This is a genomic window from Bradyrhizobium sp. URHD0069 (genome assembly GCF_000701345.1).
GTDB lineage: Bacteria > Pseudomonadota > Alphaproteobacteria > Rhizobiales > Xanthobacteraceae > Bradyrhizobium.
On record NZ_JNIJ01000014.1, the window covers coordinates 164,650 to 176,942 of the forward strand.

Genomic DNA, 12,293 nt, shown 5'->3' on the forward strand with positions numbered 1-12,293 from the left:
GGTCTTCAATTTGGGCGGCGGGCATTACGGCGCAACGTCAACGCCGCTGAAAATTGTGTTACCGCTGTCATGCCCTGCGGAGCCGCGGTGAACTCACAGCATCTGCGGCTTGAACAGCTTGCGATATCGGCTGGTGTTGGCGCCCGAGATCATGAACTCGCCGTCGCCGCGGTAGTGAATCGTCTTCGGATATTTGGGCGAGGTCGCCACATGCGCCTTCACCACTTCGAGGACGAACAGGCTGTATTTCCGGATCAAGCTTGAATCCGTCAGCCTGCATTCGAAATTCGCGTAGCATTCGTCGATCAGCGGAGCGCGGACCTGGCTGCCGGGCTTTGGCGTGAGGCCAAATTCGGCGAACTTGTCGATATCCCGTCCGGAACTGTTGCCTATCTTCACGACCTTGGCGGCGAGGTCTTCGGTCGGAATGTTGATCACGCATTGTTTGCTGCTGCGGATCATCTCGAAGCTATGGTTCTGGGTCCAGATGTAGCAGCCGATCAGGGAGGGTGTGAATTCCATGATCATGTGCCAGCCCATGGTCATGATGTTGGTCTCGCCTTTGTGCGCGGAACTGACGAGGACGATGGGTCCCGGCTCGAGAAAGCGGCGGACATTACTGGTGGGGAAATCCTTCTTGGTATAATTCGGCATGGCTCTTCTCACGCCCCGGTTTGCTCCGCCAATCCCACCGCCCACAATGCAAACGCATAGACGATGCCTACTTCGTCGAGCCGGTTGAAGCGGCCGGAGGCGCCGCCGTGGCCGGCGCCCATATTGGTGCGCAACAACACCGGGCCGCCGCCGCTCATGGTGGCGCGCAGCCGCGCGATCCATTTCGCCGGCTCCCAATAGGTGACGCGCGGATCGGTGAGACCGCCCATCGCCAGGATCGCCGGATACTCCTTCGCCGCCACGTTGTCGTATGGCGAATAGGACAGGATGGTCTTGAAGTCGGCTGCGCTTTCTATCGGGTTGCCCCATTCCGGCCACTCCGGCGGCGTCAGCGGCAGCGTGTCGTCGAGCATGGTATTGAGCACGTCGACGAACGGCACTTCGGCGACGATGCCTGCAAACAACTCGCCTGCGCGATTGGCGACCGCGCCCATCAGCATGCCGCCGGCGCTGGCGCCATGGCCGACGATGCGTTTCGCGCCGGTGTATTTGGCGTCGATCAGTGCCCGGCCCGCGGCCGCAAAATCATCAAAACTGTTGGTTTTCTTCTCGCGCTTGCCGTCGAGATACCAGCCCCAGCCCTTGTCGGTGCCGCCGCGGATATGCGCAATCGCATAAACAAAGCCGCGATCGACCAGCGACAGCCGGTTGGCGGAAAACGACGCCGGCATCGCCATGCCGTAGGAGCCGTAACCGTAGAGCAGCAGCGGCGCGTGTCCGTCGCGCTTGAGATCGCGGCGGTGCAGGATCGAGACCGGCACCTCTGCGCCGTCATGCGAAGTGGCCATGATGCGGGTGGTGACGTAATCGGCGGGGTTGTGACCGGAGGGAATTTCCTGACGCTTGCGCAACGTGCGCGTTCGCCTCGCCATGTCATAGTCGTAGACTTCCGACGGCGTCGTCATCGACGAATAGGAGAAACGCAAATTCGTCGTATCGAATTCATAGCCGCCCATGGTGTCCAGCGAATACGCCGTCTCGGCAAACGCGATGGCGTGCTCGTCGCCTGATTTGAGATCGCGGATGACGATCGCCGGCAGCGCGTTGGCGCGCTCCAGCCGCACCAGGTGACCCGAATACAGCTCGATGTCGATGATGTAGACGCCTGCGCGATGCGGGATCAGGTCGCGCCAACTGGCACGCCCCGGCGATCGCAGCGGCGCGGTGACGATCTTGAAATCGATGGCATCATGGGCATTGGTGAGAATGAACAGTTCGTCTCCACGGTCGGCCACCGAATATTGCACGCCGACCTCCCGCTCCGCGACAAGGCGCGGCGGCGCGTCGGGCTCGGCCAGATCGATCAGCCGCTGCTCGGAGGTTTCGTGGTCGCCGCCGGCAATCACGCAAAAGCGGCCGCTGGAACTTTCATGGATATGGGTGAACCAGCCGGAATCGTGCTCTTCGTAAACCAGCAGATCGTCCGCCTGCAGCGTACCCAGGCGATGACGCCAGACCTGCATCGGACGGTGATTGTCGTCGAGCTTGACGTAGAAGAAACTCTTGCAGTCCGCGCTCCACACCACCGCGCCGTCGGTTTCCTCGACAAGGTCGTCACGGTCCGCACCATTGGCCCAGTCGCGCACGCGAACTGAAAAATATTCCGAGCCCTTGATATCAGCGCTCCAGGCCTCGAGCCGATGATCCGGTGAATGCCGGGCGCCGCCGAACTTGAAGTATCTATGATTAGCCGCGAGTTGGTCGCCATCGAGGATGATTTCGATCTCTCCACCATCGCGCGGGCAGCGCCCGAACAATTCGTGCTGACCGCCTTCGCGGAATCTGCGCAAATAGGCGTAGGGGCCATCCGGCGCGGGCACGCTGGAATCGTCTTCCTTGATCCGGCCGCGCATTTCCGCAACCAGCTTCTTCTGCAGGCCGGCGGTGTGGCCGAGCAGGCTGTCGGTGTAATCGTTCTCCGCTTCGAGGTAATTACGGATATCCGCGTTCAGGATCGAAGGATCGCGCAGCACCTCCTGCCAGTTGGCATCTTTCAGCCACGCGTAATCGTCCGTCACCGTGATTCCGTGGGTAGTGAATGAATGCGGGCGGCGCGGCGCCAGCGGCACCGGCTGCGAGCTCTTGGTTCTTATCGGTTGTGTCACTCGGTCCTCTCGTCTGGTCCTGCGGAGGCGGCCGCCCCTCATGTCATATCGGTGCGATCCAGCGGATTGCCAGAAGTGCCGCCACGGCGCCAGAGCTGCGGCCAGCATGTTGACAGATTGTAGGGTTAGGCTTTCCGGCGAGCCCGGGACCAAGGACCCATGCTTTTCAACTCGTACCAGTTCATTTTCCTGTTCCTGCCGATCGCCTTGGCCGGCTATTTCGTGCTCGGGCGGCTTGGCAATCTGGCGCCCGTGATCTGGCTGGCGCTGGCGTCGCTGGTCTTCTACTCCGTGAGCAACTGGCAATTCGTGCTGCTGCTGCTGGCGTCGATCGCGTTCAATTATGTCATCGGCCTGCTGCTGCTCTCGAAATGGTTGGGCCCCGGACCGCGCTTTGCAGCCCTGGCGATCGGTGTCGCCGGAGATATCCTGACGCTCGGCTATTTCAAATACGCCGGCTTCCTGGCCGCCAACCTGAACGCCATCTTCTCGACCGGTCTGACGCTCAATATACTGCTGCCGGTTGGAATTTCGTTCTACACTTTCACGCAGATCGCGTTTTTGGTCGATGCTTACAGGGGAAAGGTCGCGCGTTACGCGCTGCCGCATTACGCGCTGTTCGTCACTTATTTCCCGCATCTGATCGCGGGACCGATTCTTCACCACAAGGACATGATCCCGCAATTCGAGCGCGCCGAGGCGAAACGGCCCGACGCGCATCTGATCCTGTGCGGCGTGATCATCTTCGCGATCGGCCTATTCAAGAAGACCTGTCTCGCCGACGGTATCCAGCCCTTGGTCTCGCTCGCCTTCGGCCCCAATGCGCCGACATTCGATCAGGCCTGGATCGGTGCGCTGGCCTATACATTTCAGCTCTATTTCGATTTCTCTGGCTATTCCGACATGGCGATCGGCATCTCGCTGATGTTTGGCATCTTCCTGCCGCTTAATTTCAACTCGCCCTACAAGGCCACCAGCATCATCGATTTCTGGCGGCGCTGGCACATGACGCTGTCGCAATTCCTGCGCGACTATCTCTACATCCCGCTCGGTGGCAACCGGCATGGCCCGGTCCTGCGTTACGTGAACCTGATGATCACCATGGTGCTCGGCGGGCTCTGGCACGGCGCGGCTTGGACCTTTGTGGTATGGGGCGCGCTGCATGGCGCGTATCTCTGCATCAATCACGCCTGGAACAATTATGGTCCCGCGATTGCGCCGCGCTTCGCGCCTGTTGCTAATGCTGCCGCGTTCATCCTGACATTTTTGTCGGTCGTCATCGCCTGGGTGTTCTTTCGCGCCGACAGCATGGCGACGGCGATCCATGTGCTGTCGAAGATGGCTAACCCCACGCAGATCGCATTCGGTCGCGTGGAAATGACCTACACACTGTTCATCATCATCTACGCCGCGATCGCATTGTTTGCCCCGAACACGCAGGCGATCATGGGCTATGACCACAAGAATCGGACCGTAGGCCCCGCGCCCGGCGCCTTGCCGCTGCGCCCGCTCTTGCTCTATGCGTCGGCGGCAGCGCTGGCTTTCGGGATTCTCGGAATCCAGCAGCAGAGCGAATTCATTTACTTCAGGTTCTGATGAGTAAACCGGCCAAGAATCTGCTTCGGCTTCTGTGCACGAGCGGGCTCATCCTCCTGATGGCGGCCGCGCTCAATTTTGCGGTCGATCCGCTGCAACTGTTCAGGCCCGCGCGCATCTTTCCGGCGATGTACTCGCCCGATACGCGCATGCAGAATGCCGGGCTGATCCGAAGCCAGGATTTCGACACTGTCTTCATGGGTACGTCGCTCGCCATTCATTTCCGGCAGAGCGATATGGACAGGATCCTCGGCGTTCGTTCACTAAAGCTGGCAATGCCTGGATCAAGCTCAAAGGAGCAAAGTTTTGTGCTTGCCGCCGCGGTTGAGCGCCGCCCGAAGCGGGTGGTCTGGCAGATGGACGAATGGATCTTCCGCGAGGCGACGGACATCGACAAGAACATCCATCTTCCGGCCGACCTCTACCGCAGAAATACCAAAGGTGTCGCAAGTTACCTCTTTGACGGCGCCATGGCGCGCGAATCGCTTTGGCTCCTGGCGCGATCGATTCCGCCACTGCAGCCGCTGGTCGCCCGGTTGACCAATGGCGTGCTGTTCAAGTTTCCGATCGCCCGGGTTGACGATATCAATGCTCTTCGGCCCGACTATGACGTGTCCGAAGCGTATAATTCCAAGAAGGCGCTGGCCGCGTTCACGCGCATGACGGCCGCGCGTAGCGCCTATCTGGCGGAGGGGTACAATTATGACGCGATGATATGGCGTTTCGAGCAGGATGCGATCGGCCTGATCGGGAAAAATCCCGATGTCAAATTCGACATCTATTTTCCGCCGTATTCAATCCTGCAATTCGTGGCGATGCGGGACACCTCGCCGGCGACGCTGAAGATCGTGTATGATTTCTCGACCCACGCAGCTTCACGATTGCTGCAGTATCCGAATGTCAGCCTTCATGACTTCCGCGCGGCAAAGGAAATCACGCACGACCTGAACAATTACGCCGACATGGTTCATCACTCGCCCGCGATCGATTTGAAAGTTCTTTCGATGCTGGCCGAGGGAAAATACGTCGTTGATCGCGCGGCGCCAACGGCACCGCTCGAGCACCTCAAGACGCAGATCGAGGCGTACCGGATCGAACAGCCCCGGTAGGGGGCCTCGTCTGAGAGTCTGACTCAAAATACAGCCAACGAAGTTGGCCGTTCTAATCAAGCCCGGCCATGACGAAAAGCGAATCGCGTTCAGGTGGCTAGAGACGGGGTTGAAAATGCCGGCTGCATTTTCCATCACACTCTGAGGAGCGCGCTCTTGCGCGCGTCTGCTTTCGCGGAGCCTGTCATCGGGCGCGCATTCGCGCGACCCGTTGGCTCGCAATGACGCCTCATCATGCACTTACGCTTTCGCCGAGCCACTCGATTGCGGCTTCGGTGCCGCCCTTGCCGTGCGGAATAGCGAGCGCGTTGAGGCCGACCTCGATGACGCCCAGCGTGCCCAGGATCATCGGGGCGTTGACGTGCCCCATATGGGCGATCCGAAACGCCTGGCCTGCGAGGTCGCCGATCCCGACGCCGAGCACCACGCCGCATTTCTCCTTGCAATAGCGTTGCAGCGCGACCGGATCTTGGCCGTTCGACATGACGACGGTTGTCACCGTGTCCGACCGCTCGCCGGCTTCCGCGATGTTGAAGCCGAGCACCTGGCCTTGCGCCCAAACCGCGACCGCGCGGCGAACCGCTTCGGCCAAAAGGCGATGACGCAGGAAGACGTTCTCAAGCTGCTCTTCGAATATCATGTCTATGGACTGGCGCAGCGCGAACAGCAGATGCACCGGCGCGGTGCCGGCGTATTTCCGATAGTGCTCGGCGCCTTCGCGTTCGGTCCAGTCCCAATAGGGCGTCCGCAGTCCGGCGGTTTTATGCACCTCGCGGGCGCGATCGTTGGCGGCGACGAAGCCGAGGCCCGGCGGCGCCATCAGGCCTTTCTGCGATCCGGACATCGCGACGTCGATGCCCCACGCATCCATCTCAAACGGCATGCAGCCGAGCGAGGCCACCGCATCGACCATGAACAGTGCCGGGTGACCTGAAGCCTTGATGGCCTGGCCGATGGCTTCGATGTCGTTATATGCCCCCGAGGCGGTATCGACCTGCACCGCAAGGATCGCCTTGATCTTGTGATCCTTGTCCTGCCGCAACCGTGCTTCGACCTCAGCGGGGCGTATCGCGCGCCGCCAGTCACCCTTCAGCACTTCGACGTCGGCGCCCATGGCGGCCGCGGCGATGCCCCAGCCGATGGCAAACCGGCCGCTCTCCAGCACCAGAACCTTGTCGCCGCGCGACAGCACGTTGCTGAGCACGGCTTCCCAGGCGCCGTGCCCATTGGCGATGTAGATGTAGGAGGGCCCTTTGGTGGCGAACAATCTCGAGAGATCGCGCAACAGGCTGTCGGTCATCTCGACCATCTGATCGGAATAGATGTCCAGCGCCGGACGATGCATCGCCCGCAACACTTCGTCGGGCATCGTGGTGGGCCCGGGGATAGCCAGAAATTCCCGGCCCGCGCGAACGACCATTGGGTTTATTCCTTTTGGGTATGCCCTAGAGCCTTTGCCGTTTCGATAGAATCGAAACGGGCTCTAGATTCTTGATTTGACGCGTCTTCTTGATGTGAACCGGTCTCCACTTCGCTTGAAAACGCTCTGGGAAAGGGATGCAAGGGAATGACCGGAAATTCAAGCTGGAACATGATGATAATGGGTTGAAGCCGTCATTGCGAGCGCAACGAAGGCAATCCAGGGCTGCAAGGAAGATTGGAATGCCTCGTCGCTTCGCTCCTCGCCATCACGGCCTGCGGCAGTCTATTTATTCAAGGCGCCGGCGATCGCTTGCCAGATTTGATCCTTGATCTCGGTCGCGGGCGGGCTGGGAATGATCGCGGCGGGATTTGTCCGCTTCTGGCACGCCTCGACCAGACGCAAAATCCAGACCTCGCCGTCGGTGTAATAGCGATCGCCGCCGCCGTTATACCCCGCCAGCGTGGGCCCGATGCCCGTCACCTGATACTTTGCTTCAACCATTCCGGCAGCTTCCAGGTCGGTGGCGAGAAACTTTCGCTCGGCGTCGATATCCGCACCGATATGATGGGTGATGGCGCCGGTATAGCGGCTGACCCCGACGCTTCGGTCGAACGTGGCGTCGCCGAGCCACACCGGCCGCTTTTCCTCGCCGGCGTCCAGCACCTTCCAGAAACGCACATGATGGCGATGATCGGCGCTGTTGCCGTCTGGCTTTTCGAAGGCGAGGTCCTCGCGGCGGTCGAGATAATAAAGGCTGCTGACCGGCGCGTCGCGATAGGGCCGGTCCAGCAGCACGCTGCCGGCGATCTCGATGGAGGATCGCAGCGTCACGGGATCGGCGGGATACCAGCCGGCGGCATGCATGGCGCAGAGAACGTCAAACTTGTCGCCGACCAGCCCGACATTGATCGGATCGCCGGGAATGCCCTGCGCGGTGCGGGTGACCATGGGCAGCGTCGCAAGGCCCTTCTGGTGCTCGTAGTGCGTCCAGACCATCGGCAATACGAGATAGGCGATCAGGGTATAGGCGGCGACCACCAACAGCGCGAGCAACGCCGTGCGCTTTACCCGCTGATGTTTCGGCGGTGCCCTGGATTGCACGCCATTGCTGTCAGCCACGTCCCGCGCTCCGCGATTGGCCTGTCGCGAAGGATAGCACGGCCGGGTGAGGACGCTATCGCCTGGTCTCGCGGCAGCCGGCGGCTTCGGCCTCGTCCACCGAACAGAACCAGCGCGTGCCCTTGCTGATTTGCATCTTGATCTGCGTATACCAGCGGCTGGTCGGCTGGTGATAGATGCATTCGCCGGATCGGTTGACGTTGCCCTTGATGGTGCAGTCGGGCGAAGGCGCCACCGGTCCCGAAGCCGACGCCAGCAGGATCGCGCGGGCGTGTTCGGGCGGTTTGACGGCGCCGAGTATCGCGGTCTTCTTGTTGCGCACGCGCCAGTCCCACGGCGCGATGAAGGCGCCCTGCCACATGCCGGCCTTGGCCTCGCGCGCGGCCTTTTCATCGGCGTCGTAATCGCGGGATATTCGCGCATAGGACAGCGCCCATCCGCTCTTCACCATCCATTTCTGGATGTCCTCGCCGTCGACCTCGCACCGCGCCACGATATGGCCGCGCCGATCGGTGTTCTGGCGCGGGCGACAGGTCCAGGTCTTGTTGTCGGCATGCTTGATGAGTTCGTCGCGCGCGGCGACGCCGCAGGTCCAGCGCTCGCCCTTGGTGTTGAGGCAGAGCTGGTCCACCGACGGCGCGTCGATCCCGCCCAGACGGATCCGGCTGTTGCCGATCTGAATCTGGTCGCCCTCGCGGATTTTCGGAATCCCGGTGATGTCGGCGGCTTCCGCGATCACAGGCCACAGCAATACCGCGGTCGCCAACAGGAATTTCATGAACATGCAAAGCGGCCGTATCAAATGTGAATCACACGCTGGCGATTGTGCTGCGGATTGGGCCGCCGCACCAGCGACTGAGGACCCGACTGCGGTCAACTTTGCGCTACCGTGCTTTACGCCACCGTCATTGCGAGGAGCAAAGCGACGAAGCAATCCAAATCCTGGTTGCCCAGTTGCTGGATTGCTTTCGCGGAGCCCGTCATCGGGCGCGCATTCGCGCCACCCGTTGGCTCGCAACGACGGCTAGCCTCTCGCCGCCCCGCGCATCATCGCCCGCCGCGCCAGCGCCAGCCCCATCAGCACGAAGGCGGAAGTGACCTCGGGGCCGCCGACCAGGATGCGGGTCGGGGTCTTCATCTTGTTCCACTCGTACGCCCTGAACGGGCCGTGCCGGCCGCCTTCGCCGAGATGGCTGACGATGCAATGCAGCGCCGGCGTGAAACTCGTCACCTCGGCGCCGAGATGGCCGAGCGCGATCAGCGCCAGCGCGGCATCGAACGCGTTCATCTCACCGGCGATCAGCTCGGTCCGCACATAGGCCAAGACCCGGCCGCGGATGAAATCGAACGCGCCTTCAGGGTCGATCGCCTGCCGCGCGGCCGGCGGCAGCGCGATGAAGGCGGCGTAGCAGCGGCCGAAATAGGCGCAATAAAGCTCCGGCAGATAATAGATGTGCGAGCGCGGATTGGTAAAACCACCGCTCGCCACCAGGCGCTTCTGAAAGCCGATGATGCGATGAACGGTGTCCAGCCGCTTTGGTGTCTCGATGATTTTCCATAGGCCCAAATGGCGAAAGCTGACTTCGAGGACGTCGAGATTGAGCGTCGGATCGAGATCGTTGCCAAACGGACGGTCGCCGGCGAGGTTGTCGATCCAGGTGAGGACGCCGCCTTCGTAATCGATGTGGTCGTTGAGCGGCACCGTCACCCGCGGCTCGTTGGCGCCGCCGTCGACCTGGTAGGCGAACAAGTCGATCAGCGGCTGCGCCAGCATCGGGTCGGTCGAGCCGGCCTGGGTCGCCGCCGAGAAAGCGCAGGCGGTGGTGTCGCAATCCGGCACGTAGACGCCGAAGCCGAGATCCTGCTTGATCTGCGCGAAGAAGCGGCTGAAGCGCGGATGCGGCGGCGGCGCCAGCGCGGTGACGACGCCGACGATACGGCCGTCGTGCGAGCGCACCTCCTCGCGGCTGGTGGTGAGACAGAAATCGACCATCTCGGCGATCGCGCGGCGCGACGTCGCGGTCTGGCCCGGCGAGGCGAGGCCGGTTTCGACAAAGCTCAGCAGCGCCTCGGTGTAAAACGCGTCGTAATAGGCGGAGCGATGGCGGATCTGCATCGGCTCCCACATCGGCTCGGCGATGCCGGTCCAGGGCGGGTTGATGAGGGCGCGGGCCGGCGAGCGCGCGATAAAGACCCGCGCCAGGTTGAACAGCAGCGTCGAGTTCTTGTAGCCGCGTGAATTGAGGCCGGTCAGCGCCATCGACAGTTCGCGGCCCCGCAAATCGACATCGCCGATCAGGTTGAAGGCGGCGTAGGTCGGAATAAAGCCGCTGTTGGTAAAGGACCGCAGCAGGTGCGCGCCGCAGGCGCGGATGACGTGTTCGATCTCGGCAAGGCCGGGCGCCCGCGCCGGCGCGGCGGCGAGCTTGGGCCTGGGATGCCTGAGATCGATGGTGTCCAGCAGCGCCGCCACCGGCTGGCCGATCGCGGCCCAGTCCGGCGTTTCGTCGTCGCGGGCCCGGATCAGCGCTTCGCGCAAGCGTTGCAGCCGCGGCTCCTCGCGCAGTTCGGCAAGCCCGGTCCGGCACAGCAGCGGCCGCAAGGCCGGGTTTCCCAGCGCCGTTCTGTAGAATTTCCCGAGGTGGGCGTCGCCGCCGGAATACCCGAGCAGCAGGGGATCGCAGACGTCATAGAGCGACGGGCCGTCCTTCCGGGCCGTCAGCGCGCGGTAGGCGGCACCGGCAAAATGCTGAAAATTCATGAAGTTGTTTCCGTGCGATGTCAGTCGCACGTCCCCCCCCCCCCCCCAAGCCGCGCCAAATCCGCCCCGCGGCGCTGCCCGCCTCAAGACCCGCAGATAGGACCTGCAAGTCGTTGAAAAACTACTCAAATGCGCGGGAAATACAAATGTGACCGAAGTCACAGACCGGCGCAGAGATTTGAGGCGATCTGGATCGAACCATTGTACGGGCGGAGGCGGTAAAATGCTCTTCCGATTGAGGAAATCGCCCCGTCCGGGGTACCGCGGTGGGGCCAAAATATGTCAAGAGGTTGCCGGATGGGTCCTTACAGGCTAAAGGCTTCCTTGTTGCGATGCCGCAAATTAAGCGCAATTGGGCGACACACCCTTCGTGCATCCCCACAAAACCTAATCGGCGTTGGCGCGACTAATCTGCGCGCCTTGGACGTCGACCGGGTTGGACAGCGACCAGGTTGGACCGCGACCAAGTTCGACAACGACCAGGAATGAACCGCGATGAATGTAACGCAGCTTCGCATTTCCCGCCGCTCGGTCGCCGTTGCCGCCGCCCTGTTCGGCATGGTGTCGCTGGCGCTCGGGGCCCACGCGGCGCTGAACAAGCGGGCGCTGGATACCGCTTCGGCCATCGCCGCCGGGCAGAGCGCGGATGCGGCGATCAAGACCTCGCGGCTCGCTTTGGTGATCGGCAACGGTCATTATCCCGACGCCAGCGCGCCGCTGAGCCAGCCGATCAACGACGCGCGCGCGCTCACCGCTGCGCTGCGCCGCGACGGTTTTGACGTCGATGTCGTGGAAGACGCCACCAGGGACGACATGAGCCGCGCGGTCGGCCGTCTGAAATCCAGGATCAAGCCGGATTCCGTGGTGATGCTGTTCTTCGGCGGCTATGGCGTTCAGGTCGGCCGCGAGAGCTACATGATCCCGGTCGACGCCGTGATCTGGAAGGAAGCCGACGTGCGCCGCCAGGGGGTCAGCGTCGAGCAGGTCCTGGAGGTGATGAAGGAGCAGGGCGCCCGCGCCAAGCTTGCCGTGGTCGACGCCTCGCGGCGCAATCCCTACGAGCGCCGCTTCCGCGCCTATTCCCACGGCCTGGCGCCGATCAACGCGCCCGACAACGCGCTGATCCTGTCCTCGGCTACGCCGGGCAAGGTCGCCGACGATTCCGGCGGCCAGCACAGCGTGCTGATGGCCGAACTGCTCGGTAACCTCAAGGCGCAGGCCGGCGGCATCGAGGCCGTCTTCAACAAGACCCGCGTTGCGATCTCCCGCGCCTCCGACGGCGAGCAGGTCCCCTCGGTGTCGTCGTCGCTTTTGGAAGACGTCCGTCTCGACGCCACCGCCACCGTAAATAGCGGCAGCTAAGCGCCGGCGTCTCGTGGTCCCTGCGAACGCAGGGAGCAACTCCATCAGCACGTCGTCCCTGCGAAAGCAGGGACCCATATGTGGACGGCCCCCGTGCCACAAGAGTTCTTCAGGGTCTGATCGGATCGCTTGCATCCATATGT

The 12,293-nt window shown here is 62.3% G+C and carries 9 protein-coding genes; 3 read left to right on the forward strand and 6 right to left on the reverse strand.

Going from position 1 to position 12,293, the window contains the following annotated elements; genetic code table 11:
* Nucleotides 1–93 precede the first annotated feature (93 nt).
* Nucleotides 94–654 carry a flavin reductase family protein gene (locus tag N554_RS0109550; protein ID WP_029583260.1) on the reverse strand — a complete coding sequence of 187 codons (561 nt, stop codon included), beginning with the start codon at nt 652–654 and terminating at the stop codon, nt 94–96.
* 8 nt (nt 655–662) lie between these two features.
* Entirely contained in the window at nt 663–2,780 is a 2,118-nt protein-coding gene (locus tag N554_RS0109555; protein WP_245283563.1) for a S9 family peptidase, read from the reverse strand.
* 159 nt (nt 2,781–2,939) lie between these two features.
* Here N554_RS0109555 and N554_RS0109560 point away from each other — a divergent pair, with 159 nt between their 5' ends.
* On the forward strand, nt 2,940–4,376 hold the full coding sequence (locus N554_RS0109560; protein WP_029583262.1) for an MBOAT family O-acyltransferase: 1,437 nt from the start codon (nt 2,940–2,942) through the stop codon (nt 4,374–4,376).
* Complete coding sequence (locus tag N554_RS0109565) at nt 4,376–5,485, forward strand: hypothetical protein (RefSeq protein ID WP_029583263.1); 1,110 nt, start codon at nt 4,376–4,378, stop codon at nt 5,483–5,485. The genes N554_RS0109560 and N554_RS0109565 overlap by 1 nt, the downstream gene beginning before the upstream one ends.
* Nucleotides 5,486–5,717: 232 nt before the next feature.
* Here N554_RS0109565 and N554_RS0109570 read toward each other — a convergent pair whose 3' ends face one another.
* The 4 genes from N554_RS0109570 to N554_RS0109590 all read right to left on the reverse strand — a co-directional run bounded on the left by N554_RS0109570 (nt 5,718) and on the right by N554_RS0109590 (nt 10,788).
* The gene (locus N554_RS0109570) at nt 5,718–6,905 is read right to left on the reverse strand and encodes a pyridoxal-phosphate-dependent aminotransferase family protein (RefSeq protein WP_029583264.1); all 1,188 of its coding nucleotides are present in this window, start codon (nt 6,903–6,905) and stop codon (nt 5,718–5,720) included.
* Between the two features lie 285 nt (nt 6,906–7,190).
* Nucleotides 7,191–7,961, reverse strand: a complete 771-nt coding sequence (locus N554_RS0109575) for an LssY C-terminal domain-containing protein (protein WP_371259470.1) — start codon at nt 7,959–7,961, stop codon at nt 7,191–7,193.
* A 121-nt stretch (nt 7,962–8,082) separates the two neighbouring features.
* Entirely contained in the window at nt 8,083–8,811 is a 729-nt protein-coding gene (locus N554_RS0109580; RefSeq protein WP_029583266.1) for a thermonuclease family protein, read from the reverse strand.
* 240 nt (nt 8,812–9,051) lie between these two features.
* Complete coding sequence (locus tag N554_RS0109590; RefSeq protein WP_029583267.1) at nt 9,052–10,788, reverse strand: hypothetical protein; 1,737 nt, start codon at nt 10,786–10,788, stop codon at nt 9,052–9,054.
* Between the two features lie 495 nt (nt 10,789–11,283).
* On the opposite strand from N554_RS0109590, the gene N554_RS0109595 reads away from it, so the two are divergent.
* Nucleotides 11,284–12,150 carry a caspase family protein gene (locus N554_RS0109595; protein ID WP_029583268.1) on the forward strand — a complete coding sequence of 289 codons (867 nt, stop codon included), beginning with the start codon at nt 11,284–11,286 and terminating at the stop codon, nt 12,148–12,150.
* Nucleotides 12,151–12,293: the final 143 nt, after the last annotated feature.